General features: G+C 51.0%; 14 protein-coding genes. 12 read left to right on the forward strand and 2 right to left on the reverse strand.

Features of this window, described 5'->3' with window-relative positions:
- Nucleotides 1-57: 57 nt before the first annotated feature.
- Nucleotides 58-1152, reverse strand: a complete 1095-nt coding sequence (gene pspF / locus L975_RS05785) for a phage shock protein operon transcriptional activator (RefSeq protein WP_047707668.1) — start codon at nt 1150-1152, stop codon at nt 58-60.
- Between the two features lie 399 nt (nt 1153-1551).
- On the opposite strand from pspF, the gene pspA reads away from it, so the two are divergent.
- The 8 genes from pspA (at nt 1552) to L975_RS05825 (ending at nt 9587) form a co-directional block, all read left to right on the forward strand.
- Nucleotides 1552-2217, forward strand: coding sequence for a phage shock protein PspA (gene pspA, locus L975_RS05790; RefSeq protein WP_010861885.1), 666 nt, complete (start codon nt 1552-1554; stop codon nt 2215-2217).
- A gap of 124 nt (nt 2218-2341) precedes the next feature.
- Entirely contained in the window at nt 2342-2572 is a 231-nt protein-coding gene (gene pspB, locus L975_RS05795) for an envelope stress response membrane protein PspB (protein WP_010861884.1), read from the forward strand.
- Complete coding sequence (gene pspC / locus L975_RS05800; protein WP_010861883.1) at nt 2569-2952, forward strand: envelope stress response membrane protein PspC; 384 nt, start codon at nt 2569-2571, stop codon at nt 2950-2952. Before pspB ends, pspC begins: the two co-directional genes overlap by 4 nt.
- A gap of 42 nt (nt 2953-2994) precedes the next feature.
- Nucleotides 2995-4407, forward strand: a complete 1413-nt coding sequence (locus tag L975_RS05805; RefSeq protein WP_039046213.1) for a YcjX family protein — start codon at nt 2995-2997, stop codon at nt 4405-4407.
- Between the two features lie 38 nt (nt 4408-4445).
- Complete coding sequence (locus L975_RS05810) at nt 4446-5507, forward strand: YcjF family protein (protein ID WP_047707684.1); 1062 nt, start codon at nt 4446-4448, stop codon at nt 5505-5507.
- 239 nt (nt 5508-5746) lie between these two features.
- Nucleotides 5747-6232, forward strand: coding sequence for a glutathione peroxidase (locus L975_RS05815; RefSeq protein WP_010861880.1), 486 nt, complete (start codon nt 5747-5749; stop codon nt 6230-6232).
- Nucleotides 6233-6533: 301 nt separating this feature from the next.
- A complete protein-coding gene (gene tyrR / locus L975_RS05820) occupies nt 6534-8102 on the forward strand; it encodes a transcriptional regulator TyrR (protein ID WP_010861879.1) in 1569 nt (522 codons plus the stop codon).
- A 345-nt stretch (nt 8103-8447) separates the two neighbouring features.
- Nucleotides 8448-9587, forward strand: coding sequence for an MFS transporter (locus tag L975_RS05825; protein ID WP_010861878.1), 1140 nt, complete (start codon nt 8448-8450; stop codon nt 9585-9587).
- 126 nt (nt 9588-9713) lie between these two features.
- On the opposite strand, the gene L975_RS05830 is transcribed toward L975_RS05825, so the two are convergent.
- Nucleotides 9714-10037, reverse strand: a complete 324-nt coding sequence (locus L975_RS05830; RefSeq protein WP_036768839.1) for an HI1450 family dsDNA-mimic protein — start codon at nt 10035-10037, stop codon at nt 9714-9716.
- 427 nt (nt 10038-10464) lie between these two features.
- Here L975_RS05830 and L975_RS05835 point away from each other — a divergent pair, with 427 nt between their 5' ends.
- The 4 genes from L975_RS05835 to L975_RS05850 all read left to right on the forward strand — a co-directional run bounded on the left by L975_RS05835 (nt 10465) and on the right by L975_RS05850 (nt 15496).
- A complete protein-coding gene (locus tag L975_RS05835; RefSeq protein ID WP_047707670.1) occupies nt 10465-10878 on the forward strand; it encodes a hypothetical protein in 414 nt (137 codons plus the stop codon).
- A 49-nt stretch (nt 10879-10927) separates the two neighbouring features.
- Complete coding sequence (locus tag L975_RS05840) at nt 10928-12934, forward strand: FUSC family protein (protein WP_047707672.1); 2007 nt, start codon at nt 10928-10930, stop codon at nt 12932-12934.
- 320 nt (nt 12935-13254) lie between these two features.
- A complete protein-coding gene (locus L975_RS05845; RefSeq protein ID WP_081995615.1) occupies nt 13255-14277 on the forward strand; it encodes a LysR family transcriptional regulator in 1023 nt (340 codons plus the stop codon).
- 160 nt (nt 14278-14437) lie between these two features.
- On the forward strand, nt 14438-15496 hold the full coding sequence (locus L975_RS05850; RefSeq protein ID WP_047707675.1) for a porin: 1059 nt from the start codon (nt 14438-14440) through the stop codon (nt 15494-15496).
- The last annotated feature ends 317 nt before the right edge of the window (nt 15497-15813 follow it).

A 15813-nucleotide genomic window follows, 5' to 3' on the forward strand; every position in this document is an offset into this window, starting at 1 on the left:
CACAATACCGGAGCTGCTGGTGCTGTGACCGGGCATGTTGCAGGTAAAGAAAATGGGTCACATTGCGTCCAACGATTGCAGTTCGGGGTACTTGCGTAAGATCCCTCTTAGCTGGTGGTAAGTGAGCCCCAGTAACGTGGCGGCTTGTTTCTGATTATAGCGGGCTTGCTGCAGCGCTGAGTGAATGACCTGCTGCTCTTGCGCGGCTAACCAAGCTTTTAAATCCACAGGGAAGTTGAGCGCCATCGGTTGTGAGTTGGCTGTAGCAGCTGAGGCCAGCGCTGACTCAGGCACTGAGGCGGATGGGCTAGCGGATGGCAAGCCTGTAGTTGAAGGGAATTCGTTTGTCTGAGTTGAGTTTCTTGATAACGGGGCGGCTTCCCAATCGACAAAGGGATTGAAGATAATCTCATGCACTGGCTCTTGCGGTGTGTCATTACGATATACTGCACGTTCGACCACGTTTTTGAGCTCCCGCACGTTACCCGGCCACGGGTATTCATTTAATGCACTCAGTGCGTGTGGGGTGAAACCGGCAAACAGCGGATAACCTAACTCTTTGCACATCTCTACGGCGAAAAATTCAGCCAGCAGTGGGATATCGTCGCGGCGATGGCGCAGCGGGGGCAGGTTAATCACATCGAACGCCAATCTATCTAGCAAATCGGCACGAAATTCACCGCGTGCGGCTTTGGCTGGCAGATCTTCGTTGGTGGCGCAGATTAGGCGCACATCGGCCTCAAGCTTTTGGCTGCCGCCCACACGTTCATACTCACCATACTCGATGACGCGCAGCAGTTTTTCTTGTACCCGCAATGGCGCGGTGGCCAATTCATCCAAAAAGAGGCTGCCGCCTTGGGCGCGCTCAAAGCGTCCGGCGTGACGTTTTTGTGCGCCAGTAAAAGCGCCGGCTTCGTGACCGAACAGTTCCGAATCTAGCAAGTTATCGTTTAACGCTGCGCAGTTCAGGGTTAGCAGTGGAGCTTGCCAGCGGCGCGACAAATAATGCAGGCGTTTGGCGATCAGCTCTTTACCGCTGCCGCGCTCGCCGATAATCAGCACCGGTTTGTTCAGCGGCGCGAGTCGGGAGACTTGCTCCAGTACGCGGGTAAAGCTGTCGGCGACGCCGATGAGGTTGTCGTTACGTTTCATGGCGCGTTGGTGCTCCTGTGGCGAGGCGAGATGACCAAATGTTTATTCACATTGTTTATTCACATAGCAGCTCAACGCTATGCTCGAATCGAGACTCACGCGTTGGGCAACATGCTATGTAGTACAGATCGGCAAGATCTCTTAAGTGGTCATTTTCACTATTTTTTAGCTAATTTAGTCATAGCATTATCCCCGTCGGAAAGCCATCCATTTATTTAATTTGTTATTAATCAATTGATTATGTGCAGTGAAAAACTTGGCATGCAACTTGATATGGTTATAGCAGTGAACAGGTCGCTGCGTAGCACGGAAGTGGGATAAACCACCCGAGTGCGTAGCCGGAAATGAACAACAGTTAGCGGTCCGCTTAGGTCGGAGCCCTAATTCAGGAGAACTATTATGGGTGTTTTTTCACGTTTTGCTGACATTGTGAACTCCAACATCAATGCGCTGCTGGATAAAGCTGAAGATCCGCAGAAGTTGGTCCGCCTGATGATTCAGGAGATGGAAGACACACTGGTGGAAGTGCGTTCTACTTCTGCGCATGCCTTGGCGGAGCGTAAGCAACTGGAGCGTCGAATTGGTCACGCCCGCGCGCAAGAAAGTGAGTGGCAAGAAAAAGCTGAATTGGCGCTGCGTAAATCGCGTGAAGATTTAGCGCGTGCGGCACTGATTGAGCGTCAGAAAGTGGCGGAGTTGATCCAAGGTCTGGAGCAAGAATTGGACGCCGTCGACAGCAGCATTCAGCGCATGAGTGGTGAAGTGGCAGAGCTGGAGAAAAAACTGACCGAGACCCGCGCTCGTCAGCAGGCCTTGCAGGTACGCTATCAGGCTGCGGCTTCATCGCGATCAGTGCGAGGCCAGCTGGAAAATTCGCGCTTGGATGAGGCCATGGCCCGTTTTGAGCAATTTGAGCGCCGTATTGATCAGATGGAAGCGCAAGCAGATAGTATGACTATCGGTAAGCAAAAGAATTTGCATGACGAGTTTGCCGAACTGCAGGCCGATGATGATATCAGCCGTGAGCTGGCCGCGTTGAAAGCTAAAATGCAGCAAAAAGACTAACTGTGCCATCTTTGAGTATCGGTTAGCGCGGTTTTGCTTAGGCTGATGGACGCGCAATCCATCGCACCATCATTATTATCGTCAGGGCAGCCTGCTGCCCTGCATATCGAAAGGGAGTGTAACAATGGGAAGCTTTTTCCTGTCTGTGCCGTTAACGATTTTCTTCCTGTTTGTCGCGCCCGTTTGGCTGTGGCTGCACTATCGCAGCAAGCGTGAATTGGGCGAAGGGTTGAGCCAAGAAGAGCGCCGCCGTTTGGAGGTGTTAACCCGTGAAGCGCAGCAGATGCGCGAGCGTATTCGTTCATTGGAAGTGATTTTAGACTCTCAACACCCGAACTGGAGGGAGCCATCATGACCGGTAATGGCAACCTGTATCGTTATCCGCGCGAAGGCAAAGTGGCAGGGGTGTGTGCTGGTTTGGCGCACTACTTTGGCATCGAAGTGTGGCTGGTGCGGATCATGGTGATCACCGTGTTTTTGTTCGGTGGTGCGGGGATCGTGATTTTGGCTTATCTGGCCGCATGGCTGTTTATGGATAAATACACTGGCGAAGGCGAGGCGGTTTACGAAGAGCCGGCGCTCAAGTCTAAAACGTGGCAGGCGGGGGAGTCGGCTCATCGCCGGATCCAGACATTGGATCAGGAATTTTCCGAACTGGAAACCCAATTGCGCCGCTTAGAAGGGTATGTGACATCAGAAACCTTTAAGGTACGAAACAAATTTCGTCAGCTATAAGGCGTATAATCAGACAACTGTTCTGATCTGTTGTGAGTATGCATGAAAAATCTGATAAAAAATGAACTCTCGACCTTTGTAAACCGCGGTTTAGACCGGCATCTGCGTATTGCGGTGACCGGTCTGAGCCGCAGCGGAAAAACGGCTTTTATTACCTCGTTGGTCAATCAACTGCTGCATGTGAATGCCGGTGCGCGCTTACCGTTATTTTCTGCGGTGCGCGAAGAGCGAATACAAGGCATCAAGCGTATTCCGCAGCGTGATTTATCCATCCCGCGTTTTGCCTATGATGAAGGCATGCTCAGTTTGCATTCTGACCCTCCGGCCTGGCCGGTAGCCACTCGTGGCGTCAGCCAAATTCGCTTGAATATCCGTTATCGTCCTCAGCATTCACTATTGCGGCACTTAAGTGAGCTGGCCACCTTGAATCTGGAGATCGTCGATTATCCGGGGGAATGGTTGCTGGATTTACCTCTGCTGGAGCAAAGCTATCGCCAGTGGTCACAGCAGATGATGGATATGCTGCAAGGTGAGCGGGCGGAATGGGCGCGGCCTTGGTTGACCCTCGCGGCTAAGTGCGATCCACATGCACCCGCTGATGAAAATTTATTGGCTGATATTGCGCGTGAATACACCGCGTACTTGCAGCGCTGTAAAGATGAGGGCTTGCACTTTATCCAACCGGGGCGATTTGTGTTACCGGGCGAATTAGCCGATGCGCCAGTATTGCAATTTTTCCCGTGGCCGGGTCAACAGGGGCCGTTTGGGGCGTTAGATGAAACGGCATTTAGTAAAGCAGATAAAAACAGTAATTTAGGCTTGCTCAAGGCCCGTTTCGAGCACTATTGCCAACATGTGGTGAAAGGCTTTTATCGCGATCACTTTGCCCGTTTTGATCGTCAGATTGTGCTGGTGGATTGCTTGCAACCGCTGAATATCGGCCCGCAAGCGTTTAATGACATGCGGATGGCGCTGGCGCAGTTGATGCAAAGTTTCCATTACGGTAAACGCACACTGCTGCGCCGGTTGTTCTCGCCGTGCATCGATAAACTGATGTTCGCCGCCACCAAGTCAGATCATGTGACGCCCGACCAGCACGCCAATCAGGTCTCACTGCTGCAACAACTGGTGCAAGAAGCGTGGCAAAGCGCGGCGTTTGAGGGCATTGCGATGGACTGCATCAGTCTGGCCTCGGTGCAAGCCACTGAAGTGGGCCAAGTGCAACATCAAGGACGCACGATGAGCGCACTGCGTGGTCACCGCCTCAGTGATGGCGCGCCGCTGCTGGTGTATCCGGGCGATGTTCCGGCGCGCCTGCCGTCAGCAGCCTTTTGGCAGCAGCAACACTTTGATTTTGAATCTTTCCGTCCGCGCGTCAGTGCGCCGGACGAGCCATTACCGCATATCCGTATGGATGCTGCGATGGAGTTTTTACTGGGAGATAAGCTGCGATGAATACCCGTGAATCGACGATCAAGCCGGATAGCGAGCGCATGGCAGCGAACGAGCGTCATACCGAAACGCTGAGTCCGAAGATCACTTTTGCCGAGCCGCAAGCGGTCAGCAGCGAAGAGATATTGCGTCCACAGCAGACCTTTAATCAGGATGCTGCGTTTGTGCAAACTGACTTAGTGGAAACCGAAGCCACGCTGGATCAGCAAGTGACACAAGCCTTACAGCCTCGGAGCAGTCTGTGGCGTCGTTTGCTGGGCGTAGGCTTACTCGGCTTTGGCGTTGCGGCGGTGGGCCAGACGGTTAATAGCGTCATTAATGCGTGGCAAGGGGGCGATTGGGTTCTGCTCACCGCCGCTGGCGCGGGTGGCTTGGTGTTAGCCGCGGGAATTGGCTCACTGGCCAGTGAATGGCGACGCTTGCTGACTTTACGCCGTCGTGAGCGTGAGCGTGAAGTCGCCACGGACCTGCTACACAGCCAAGGGATCGGACAAGCGCGGCCGTTTTGCGAGAAGTTAGCACATCAATCGTTGCTGGATGCGCAGCATCCGGTTTTGCAGCGTTGGCGCGCCGAGTTACAAGATACCCACAATGATCAGGAAGTGATCCGGCTGTATGCCAGCATGGTGCAGCCGGTGTTGGATAAGCAGGCACGGGCTGAGATCAGTCGCTATGCTGCGGAATCGGCGGTGATGGTGGCCTGTAGCCCGTTGGCGCTGGTGGATATGGCATTTATCGCTTGGCGTAATTTGCGCTTAGTGAATCGAATCGCCAATCTGTATGGCATTGAGCTGGGGTATTTCAGCCGTGTCCGGCTGCTAAAGATGGTGCTGTTTAACATCGCATTTGCCGGCGTGACCGATGTGGTACGTGACGTGGGCGTCGATTTGCTGTCGCAAGATATCACTGCACGCTTATCGGCCCGTGCGGCGCAAGGGATTGGCGTTGGGCTCCTGACCGCGCGTTTGGGGATCAAGGCGATGGAGCTGTGCCGTCCGCTGCCGTGGATCAACGATGACAAACCGCGTTTGGGCATGATCCGTCAGGAGTTATTGACGCAGGTTAAACAGCTGCTCAGTAAGCCGCAAAATCCGGCGCAGTAACCGGTCACATCCGCAAGATATCTAACCCCTACGTGAGCGCCGATTTATAACGGCGCTCACGCTTTTGACTGTTTTCTATACTCTTTCTGTAAGCACTATTTTCCCTGCCATACATTTTGCCGCTTTCCCGCTACACTCATTCCATATGTGCATGTTGGCTACGCGCATGGCATGCATGCCATTTCAACATGATGCGTGTTCGTAGCACGTGAAGCAAACCGGACCATGGAGGGCCTGTTATGTCCGAAATTTATGATTTCCCCCTGACGTTGTTAGACGGTACGCCTTTTGATACACAATCTTTGCGTGGACAAGTGGTGTTGGTGGTGAATGTTGCCAGCCGCTGTGGTTTTACCCCACAGTACGCTGAGTTGGAAAAACTGTATCGCGAGTTAGAAGCGCAGGGTTTTGTGATTTTGGCTTTCCCGTGTAACCAGTTTGGCGCACAAGAGCCCGGTTCGGCCGAGGAAATAGCCCGTTTTTGCTCACTGACCTATGGCGTGACATTCCCAGTGATGCAAAAAATCGAGGTCAATGGCACCCACGCTGATCCGCTGTACCGTTGGTTGAAAAAACAAAAGTCTGGCTTGCTGGGATCTGAAGCCATTAAATGGAACTTCACCAAGTTCCTGATTGATACCCGAGGTCAGGTGGTGGAACGTTACGCGCCACAGACCGCACCAGAAACTTTACGCGCCGACATCATCCGCTTACTGGCAGTCTGACAGACTGCCTCAGTTTTGCTAAACGTATCGATTGCATGCAGAAAATCCGGATAAAACAGCAGATTAAGGTGTAAATAGAGGGAAGATATTCTGTTTTTGCCGTGTCAAATTGTAAAAAGTATAGCAGAGCGATTTTTAATAACTCATTGATTTAAAATGAGTTTAGTGAAGATGATAATTTTCTCAGTCACATAATTTCGCTGTCTCTGTCAAGAAATAATGACACGTGCCTTCATCTGTTGCACAGAGCGGGGTATCATCGTCCCACATCTGGATTAATCATCGCGAAGGTCGGTAACGTATGCGACTGGAAGTGTTTTGTGAAGATCGCGTCGGGTTGACGCGGGAACTGCTCGATCTGCTTGTCGGACGAGATATTGATTTACGGGGCATTGAGATTGATACCGGAGGCCGGATTTACCTGAGCTTTCCTGAGATTGATTTTGAAAGTTTCCGCAGTCTGATGACGGAGATCCGGCGTATTCCCGGCATTACGGATGTACGCAAAGTGCGTTTTATGCCGGTAGAGCGCGAGCATACTGAACTTAAGGCGCTGGTACAGGCGCTACCAGATCCGGTCTTTTCTGTGGATTTGCGCGGCAAGATTGATTTGGTCAACCAAGCGGCTTTGGCGCTGTTTTCCATGAGCGAAGAGCAATTGCTGGAAGAAACTATCCAGAATCTGCTCAGTGGATTTAATTTCCACCGCTGGCTGGAAGATGAGCAGCACGCCGAAGCGGTGTCGCAGCGCATTGTGGTGCGTGGCCAAGACTACCTGATGGATTTGACCCCTGTTTACATCACCCATACTGCGGATGAAGGCAAGCCATTGCTGGCGGGTGCCGTGGTGATGTTGCGCTCTGCTGCCAAGTTAGGGCGTCAGCTGCAGATGCATAATGTGCATGACGACAGCGTATTTGGCCATATTCTGGCCGAAAGTCCGAAGATGAAGCAGGTGGTCGCGCAGGCGAAAAAATTGGCCATGCTGGATGCCCCGTTGCTGATTGAAGGGGAAACAGGCACGGGTAAAGAGATGCTGGCGCGCGCGTGTCATTTACGTAGCCATCGCGGTGCATTGCCGTTTTTGGGGCTAAACTGTGCCGCGCTGCCTGATAACGTGGCGGAAAGTGAACTGTTCGGTCATGCGCCAGGGGCTTATCCAGGCGTTACCGAAAGCAAGAAAGGCTTTTTTGAGCAAGCCAATGGCGGCACTGTGTTCTTGGATGAAATTGGCGAGATGTCCTCGCAGATGCAAACCAAGTTGCTGCGCTTCTTGAATGACGGTACCTTCCGCCGTGTCGGCGAAGATCATGAAGTGAAAGTGGATGTCCGCGTGATCTGCTCGACGCAAAAGAATCTGCTGGAGCTGGTACATAAAGGCATTTTCCGTGAAGACCTCTATTACCGTCTGAACGTATTAACCTTAACCGTGCCACCGCTGCGTGAACGGCAGCAGGATATTCCTGAACTGGCGAATCTGTTCATCACTCGGATCGCCGATGAAATGGGCATTGAACGGCCAATGTTAGTGCCTGAGCTGATGCCATTTCTTTGCCATTATGGCTGGCCGGGTAACGTGCGTCAGCTGCGTAATGCGATTTATCGCGCCTTGAGTCAGTTAGAAGGCAATGTGCTGACGCCGCAGGATATCGAACTGCCGGAGTTTGAAACCGAAATTAGCTTGGGCGACGATCAGCTTGATGGCTCGTTGGATGAAATCACCAAGCGTTTCGAGCGTTCGGTATTAACCCGCTTGTATCGCAGCTACCCAAGTACCCGTAAGTTGGCACGCCGTTTGGGTGTATCGCATACCGCAATTGCCAACAAACTGCGTGAGTACGGTTTGGGTAAGCAGCATAGCGAACAGTAATTTTCGCTGCGATCGCTGACAGCGTGATAGCGGGAAGTTTGAGGTTTCGCTGTTTCGACGTGCAACTGTATACAGGCCAATCTCTTAGAGGAGACTGGCCTGTTTTTTTATGCGCTATTGCTTGGTATAAATCTGGCCGAGTGTACAAATCATGTTAACGCTTGTTTACACCCTGAAGCGCCCTGAACAACTTTTTTCGCGTATAACGAAGCGCAGTTTTTGCTAACACAGTTTTTGCTAATAATAGGACTGTTCTCTCCGGAAAGTGATCCGGCTTTCCCCGGTGCACCTGTGTGATGTCGCCGTTACGTCTATTCTCTTCCTGATTTATTTGAGTGGTTTTTCATGTTGTCGTTGGTCCGCATTCTTGTTCCGTTGTTGTTGGGCGTCTTTTTAAATACGGTGGCCCTGTCGGAGCAAAATACCCTGATCCCGCTGTGGCTGAGTAAAGCCGATATTTCAACGTGGCAAATAGGGATAGTGACATCGGCATACTATGCCGGCACCCTGATCGGGACGTTGCTGTGTGGCCGCACGGTGCTGCGTTTGGGCTATGCGCGTAGCTATCAGCTGTTTTGTGCGCTGTTTGTGGTGTGCGCCAGTGGCTTGTGGTTACCCGAACATGTGCTGACCTGGGGGATCACCCGTTTTCTGGTCGGGTTTGCCTGTGCGGGGATTTGGGTGTCGATTGAAAGCTGGTTGTTGACGCTCGGTGAGCCGGAAGAGCGGGGCGGTTTACTGGCCGTTTACATGGTGGTGTTCTATCTGGGCTCTGTCGGTGGGCAGCTGATGCTGAGCTGGACTGGTTCTCATTTCACTACTTCTATGTTCTGGATGAGTGGCTTGATGCTGCTGGCGATCATCCCGATGTTTGCGGTGCCCAATGAGAAAATGGGGCACAAAGCCGATGATGTGCGGCTGTTGCCGATTTTGAAATTACCGGCTGCGCGCATCGGGATTTTGGGCTGTCTGCTTTCCGGTATCGTGCTCGGTAGCTTGTATGGCTTGTTGCCGTTATTCCTTGAACATATTCGGATGGATGATGCGGAGGTCGGACGCTGGATGGCGCTGCTGATTTCGGCGGCGATTGTTGGCCAGTTGCCGGTGGGCAAGATGGCGGATAAATACGGTCGGCATCGCATTTTGCTGCTGCAAACGGGGCTGATCATCGCGTGCTCGGTGTGGTTGCTGTTTGGTCATGCGCGTTGGATATTGTCGATTGCGCTAGTCGGCGTGGGTTTTGCGGCCTTTACGCTATATCCGATTGCCATGGCGCTGGCCAGTGAGAAAGTGGCCAAGCATGAGCTGGTGGCGATGAACCAGACACTCCTCATCAGCTATACCGTCGGCAGCTTGTCGGGCCCGGTGGTTGGCTCGTTGATGATTGAATGGATGGGATACGGTGGCTTGTTCGTGCTTACCGCCGTGGTTAACGTGCTTTTCATGTGGGTATTGATGCGACAACCAGTCGCTGCGCGGGATTAATAGTCTCTGGTCTTAGCACGCTAAAATCGGCGTTAAAACAGGGATCAGAATTAGAGTTAAAACAAAATAAAAAACGGGCGGGTATGTATTACCCGCCCGTTTTTCACTTCTTGGCTTGGCGTGTGCTTACTGCTTCCACTGAATGTGGCATTCTTTCATGTCTTTACTGCGATTGAGCAGGATCCGAGCGAAAACATCATCGATTTCATCTTGCTCGTTAACCAGACCGATCACGACTTCCGCATACAGATCGTTGCTGGCTGGAATACCCATTTCGCTGCCCCAGTCGGTGGCGACATCAACCAGCTCCGCTGCACCGCGATCTTCAAATTGCAGGTTGAACAGGATGATATCGGCCGGATCGAGGTTATCAGACGCCAGCTCAAGGAAAATATCGTAGGCGTTGTCGATCAGCTCGTCATCATTCCAGTCGTTTTCTGCGTTCAGCATTACATCTTCAGACATATTCTCTTCACTTTTTAAGGCAACGATTCGTAGACCCGCACTCAAGGTGCAGGCACTCCGACAGCAGACTGTAACGGAGTAGGTAGCCCATTAAACCATTAAAGCGAACGAGATCCCACTGTTAGCCGTATGGCGATGTTCTGGGTATACGCAGGGCGTCGTTAGACAGAATAAATGGCAAGCATGATGTTGTCTGTGGCTGAAAAGTGAGCGCTAAAGTAGTGTTAGAGCGAAGAAAACGGCGCGATATGCAACTTGAGTAATATAATATAATTAATGCGATTTGTATCACAAAAGACTTCACAACGTATTACATTGGGAGTAGGCTTACGTCCACTTAATAAGCAGTCAACAAGCTGCGTGTATTCTTACTTACTCAGTCCTCTATCGTCCGCTAGCTGTTATCACAATTATGAACAACAAATGGATTATCCCTTTTGCGCTGACTTACGGTGCCGTGTACCTGTTATTTCTGTGTCTGGATGGGTTGTTTTCATGCTTTGTGCATGAAAGTGAGGTTGCCATCGGCGTTGGTTTTTCAGGCTGTTTCTTTTCCATGAAATACGCTATTCGTTGTATTCCCAAAGGGGCCGAGTTCTTCCATTCCTCTATCATTACGGCATTTTTGGCCTCTTCCGTGATCAATATTGGTGCTGCGTGTTTGGTGCTGTTCTTGATCATCTCCGGCGGGATCTACCTGTCGGATGACATTGATGCCCATCTGGCTCCATCCATGATGGTGGTGTATCAGATGCTCTCTTTGCTGTTTATCACTCTTGGTGTCAAACATTACGGCAAGCAACGCGCGATCCGCTGCCTGAATTAATACATCTGAATCACAACAATAAAAATATCCTGCGTATGCCGCGTGCTGTATGAAAAAAATTTGTTTACGTTTGCTTGAGTGGTTCCCGAGTAAAGCCGATTTGCCCGATGGGGTGCGTATCTCGATCCCGATGATGCTGGTGCTGTTACTCTTTGTTTGGCTGGGTCAGCCGTCCGCTGGGGTGGGGGGCTTGATTACCGCATGGTTGGTGGGCGTATTGGGGCGCGATCTTTCCTACCCAAAGCGCGCTAAGATCCTCTCGTTATCCGGTCTTATCTGTATTCTGGCGACCTTGATGGCGCAGCTGTATTTGCTGTCGCCATGGTTTGGCATGCTGGGATTATCTCTCTTCGGTATGGTGTATGGCCTGATGGGCAATCAGCGCAAGTACATTCAGCTGATTGCGTATAACTTCGGTTTCACCTTGATCATGGCGCTGCATTTTGCGCAAGAGCATGTCTCTTGGCATGTTGTGCTGGCCGCTAACACTTGTGCCGTGGCGTTGGCGCTGCTGTTTTCGCTGGTGGGATGGCTGTGGGATTCTGGTCGCCAAGGTGAGCAGTTACTCAAAGTGACTACCGCCAATTTGGCGGATTACCTACAAAGTCTGGCTTCGCACGCGTTTACCGATCCGCGCCAAACCTTGGTACAGCGTGAGCGTTTCGATGTCGCACTGGGCGTGCTGGCCAACTGGTTGCGCTCGGTACCGCGTACGCGCCGTAATCGCCGTTACTATCGCGAGTTTAAAACGCTGCTGGCTTTTTCCGGCGGCTTAGGCAGTTTGGCGCGAACCCTGTATGAGCTCAATCAGCATGAAGAGTTGGCGTGGGACACCCGTAAGTGGTTAATGGCCGTGTCGGCCGCGGTGCGGGAGCAGGCGGCGGAATTACCCCCGTTTGCGCCTGAGCCGGTGAATGATGCGGCGTATTCGGTTGCGTTATCGGCGAGCCGGATTCAACAGGCGTGGCAGCAACGCAATCCATCCACGGCTGAAGGGATGACGCCAGAAAACGCCAGCACCACGTGGAATCGTGAAGAGATTGAGCGGGTTTGGCCAAGCGATAGCGTCAGCTTTGTCGATAGCCTGAAAGCGGCTTGTCAGCGCGGCTCACGTGAGATCCAGCACGGACTGCGCATGATGGTGGTGATGACGTGTGCTCAGAGTTTGGCGCTCTATTTCCATGTCCAGCAGGGCTACTGGATCACGCTCACGGCTTTTATTGTGCTACTGACTGCACCGCTGGGTGCGGCACAAAACCGGATCCGTAACCGCTTTTATGGCTCGTTCTTAGGTGGCCTGCTGGCACTGGCGATTTTGGCGGTGCTGCATAACAGCCTGACCATCTTATTCCTGACGTGTGTTGTGACCTTCATGGCGTTCGCTACCTATTACAAGGCGCGTTATGAGGTGCATGTGTTTTGGCTGACCATGTTGATCGTGTTCGCCATTGCGCAGATGAACCCGACTGAGCCGGTGATTGCGCTCTACCGTGTATTCGATACCTTGCTGGGTACGGTGCTGGCATTTTTGTCTATCCATCTGATTATGCCTAGCTGGACTCGGCTGTGGATTGACGCCCATGTGGTACGGGTGATCGAACAAGAGATCCGTTTGCTGTCAGCGATCAGTGCACAAGCTGACAACGTGCACGTGTATCTGTGGCGTGCTAATCGGGCTTATCGCAAGTTGCATGAAGAGGTGAACTATCTGCACCTTGAGCCCAATGCCAGCCCTCGTAACTTGCAAGATTGGCGCTCTTTATTATTGCTGTTGGTGCGGTTACACGATGCAGTGCAAAGCTTGTATGAGCAACAACAAAGCCAAACGGCGCAGTGGAGCGAGGCCGATATTGCGGTACGTATTGCGCAGTTGCAGCAGTGGGCCGAGCGTTTTCCATATCGTCATCACCATGATCACGAAATTGACAATATGGAAGGGGATATTACAGGGCTGCTAGTTGGGCCTTATACCCCGTGTTGGCGTTTAGCGATGGTGGATCGCGACATCACTCAGCTCACTAACTGGTTAAAACATCAACAACCGTTTCTAGTTTAAGCCTCAGCCCAGCATTCTGCTGGGCTGTTTTTTATCGGAAAAATACAATCATCACACAATAGTTGGCTGTTTATACATTGAACAGTTCAGCGCTGAACGAGATAACCAAACTTTATCTTATAACCATATGATATTTATGATGATTGATTTTTGTGGTACTGCATGAAGGTGTTCCTTCGCCGGTTGTATTTTGCTTTTATCGCGTGAATTTTCCGTTTTCATACCATGACCGCACGTTTCCCTAAAAAAAGCCCCATTTTGGCGGTGTAGAGCAGACTTAGTGTCTTTTTTACAACGGGGTGACAGACTTTTTAAAGCTGATGAATCCTGTATTATGCGGCAGATTTTCTAGCTGGATTAATGCTGAAAGAGGAATCCAATCCATGCGATTTAAGCTTGATGACATGATCTTATTTGTTCGGGTTGCGGAAAAGCTCAGTTTCAGCCGGGTGGCAGAAGAAATGGATATTCCCCAGCCCACGGTCAGCCGCCGGATACGCCAGTTTGAAGACCAACTGCGCCAGCGTTTGTTTGAGCGAACCACGCGCCAGATACAGTTAACCGAGATTGGGGCCGGGGTACTGCAGCATTGCTATGCCGTGCTGAATGAGATTAAGGAACTGGAGAATTTTATCGATCACAGCCAACAGGAAGTCTCTGGTGAGCTGGTGATTGCATCGTCGGCACGGGTTGGCACCCAATTGGCTAATTTCTTTCTGTCCGACTTCTTGGCCCGTTATCCGGGCATTCGCATCGTACTGAAAAACGTGCAGGTGCAGGATGGATACAGTGATTTTGACGGCGATATCCTGCTGTGCCAGCACAAGCCTAATAACGGCAATCTGATTGCCCAGCGCCTGACCACCGGTCGCCGTTCGTTTTACGCCGCGCCAAGTTATCTGGAGAAATTCGGCATACCGCAAAGCCCAGAGGATTTCGATCAGCACCAGTTTGTGATGCTCGATGATGGTCTGCTGCCACCGGATGTGGTGCGCTATTCCCTGCCTGATGGGCAGATAATTGAGAAAAAAATACAGGGCTCGCTGACATTTTCTCATATTGAACATGCTTATGGGATGGCCTTGCAAGGACACGGCATTATTTGGTCGCCGTATGTGCTTGCTTTACGGGATGTTCAAGAGGGAAATCTGGTTAATTTGTTCGATGGCCAATATGGTCTCGAATTACCGTTTTATGCAGTTTACCGCTCAAGACGGAATCAACCTTCCAAAATTCGCTGTTTTATTGACATGTTGCGAGAACGTTTTGAGACAATAACCAGTGATACTTATTCAAAATTTGCATACCCCTATACACCTGATGGCATAGGTGCTAGACAATAGCTAGTTTACATTTGCTGTACTCCAGTGGGAGTTTGACATCAAAAATTACGAATAGTTACCGGTCTGACCGTTCGTTCTCGTTAATTTTTGCTGTCAGGTCCCGTGAGTTTCACAAGGCATAACGCCAATAAGAAATGGAAAAGCAGTGAGGATAACTAACATGAAACGTAATGTACTTGCTATCGTAATCCCGGCACTTTTGGTTTCAGCTGCCTCTCAAGCCGCTGAGATTTACAACAAGGACAATAACAAGATTGATTTCTACGGCCGTGCTGTAGGTCTGAACTACATGTCTTCAGACAAAGCAGAACGTGGTGATCAGAGTTATGCGCGTTTTGGCATTCGCGGTGAAACTCAAATCAACGATTCCCTGAAGGGTATTGGTCTGTTCGAATACAACCTGCCAGCAAGCGGCGATAACGAAGTTCGTTATGCTTACGCCGGTCTGCAGCACGACGTTTACGGTGGTATTTCCTACGGTCGTCAAGATGGTCTGATGACTATCGTTAACGATTACACCGATATCCTGCCAGAGTTTGGTGGTGATGGTCTGGGCAAGCAAAATGACAGCTTTGGTACTGGCCGTACTGACGGTTTGCTGAAGTACATGATCCAGAGCAACGGTTTTATCGGTGGTTTGCAGTACACCACTGCTAACGATCAAGACATGATCAACGGCGAAGATCAAACTGGTGACGGCTACGCAGCTGCGCTGGGTTATGAATTCGCTGACACTGGTTTCGGTAGCTTCGGTGGTGCGGTAACTTACACCAGCGCTAAGAAAACTGACCTGCAAACTCGCGCTGCTTTCGGTGGCGACAACGATGCACAAATCACTGCGCTGGGTCTGAAGTACAAGTATGGCAACATCTACGCTGCGATGACCTATTCTGAAGGCCGTGACAACTTCAAGGGTAACAACCTGGCGGGTAACACTGGCTACTTCAACAAAATGCGTGGCTACGAAGCTGTTGTCCAGTATCAAGGCAAAATTGAACCATCCATCGCATATATTCGTACCGATGTGAAGGACAACGGCATGAATATCAACGATACTTACAATGAGTACGTTGATATCGGCGCGACCTACTACATGAACGACAATTTCCGCGTATACGCAGATTACAAAATCAACCTGCTGGACGAAAATCAGTTCACCAAAGCTAACGAGCTGACAACTGATGACGTGTTTGCAGTGGGTCTGCGTTACGACTTCTAATTTAGTCCACTGTTACGCTTTTCTTTGCGTGAAACCAACCAGTTTATTCTGGTTGGTTTTTTTGTTATTTATCATATTGTTGTCGAGTTTTTGTGCAGGGTTTGCTGCTCTTTTTAGCAAGTGTTCAAAAAGAGGGCGATTGAACGCAATATGCGGTAAAAACCATTGACGCAGTACGGACTATCTTTTACATTAAGCCCCGTTCCGGCAGCCAAGTGATTGCAGGACAACAATAACCAATGGAAGAGTGGCCGAGTGGTTGAAGGCACCGGTCTTGAAAACCGGCGACGCGAAAGCGTTCTAGAGTTCGAATCTCT

The organism is Plesiomonas sp. ZOR0011 (genome assembly GCF_000800945.1).
Taxonomy (GTDB): domain Bacteria; phylum Pseudomonadota; class Gammaproteobacteria; order Enterobacterales; family CAMTGL01; genus Plesiomonas; species Plesiomonas shigelloides.

Excerpts from the sequence above, each read along its gene's own strand:
- L975_RS05815 (WP_010861880.1), top strand. The coding sequence starts at position 5,747 with ATGTCCGAAATTTATGATTTCCCCCTGACGTTGTTAGACGGTACGCCT.
- L975_RS05840 (WP_047707672.1), top strand. The coding sequence starts at position 10,928 with ATGAAAAAAATTTGTTTACGTTTGCTTGAGTGGTTCCCGAGTAAAGCC.
- L975_RS05845 (WP_081995615.1), top strand. The coding sequence starts at position 13,255 with ATGAATCCTGTATTATGCGGCAGATTTTCTAGCTGGATTAATGCTGAA.
- L975_RS05810 (WP_047707684.1), top strand. The coding sequence starts at position 4,446 with ATGGCAGCGAACGAGCGTCATACCGAAACGCTGAGTCCGAAGATCACT.
- tyrR (WP_010861879.1), top strand. The coding sequence starts at position 6,534 with ATGCGACTGGAAGTGTTTTGTGAAGATCGCGTCGGGTTGACGCGGGAA.
- pspB (WP_010861884.1), top strand. The coding sequence starts at position 2,342 with ATGGGAAGCTTTTTCCTGTCTGTGCCGTTAACGATTTTCTTCCTGTTT.
- L975_RS05850 (WP_047707675.1), top strand. The coding sequence starts at position 14,438 with ATGAAACGTAATGTACTTGCTATCGTAATCCCGGCACTTTTGGTTTCA.
- pspA (WP_010861885.1), top strand. The coding sequence starts at position 1,552 with ATGGGTGTTTTTTCACGTTTTGCTGACATTGTGAACTCCAACATCAAT.
- pspC (WP_010861883.1), top strand. The coding sequence starts at position 2,569 with ATGACCGGTAATGGCAACCTGTATCGTTATCCGCGCGAAGGCAAAGTG.
- pspF (WP_047707668.1), bottom strand. The coding sequence starts at position 1,152 with ATGAAACGTAACGACAACCTCATCGGCGTCGCCGACAGCTTTACCCGC.
- L975_RS05825 (WP_010861878.1), top strand. The coding sequence starts at position 8,448 with ATGTTGTCGTTGGTCCGCATTCTTGTTCCGTTGTTGTTGGGCGTCTTT.
- L975_RS05835 (WP_047707670.1), top strand. The coding sequence starts at position 10,465 with ATGAACAACAAATGGATTATCCCTTTTGCGCTGACTTACGGTGCCGTG.
- L975_RS05805 (WP_039046213.1), top strand. The coding sequence starts at position 2,995 with ATGAAAAATCTGATAAAAAATGAACTCTCGACCTTTGTAAACCGCGGT.
- L975_RS05830 (WP_036768839.1), bottom strand. The coding sequence starts at position 10,037 with ATGCTGAACGCAGAAAACGACTGGAATGATGACGAGCTGATCGACAAC.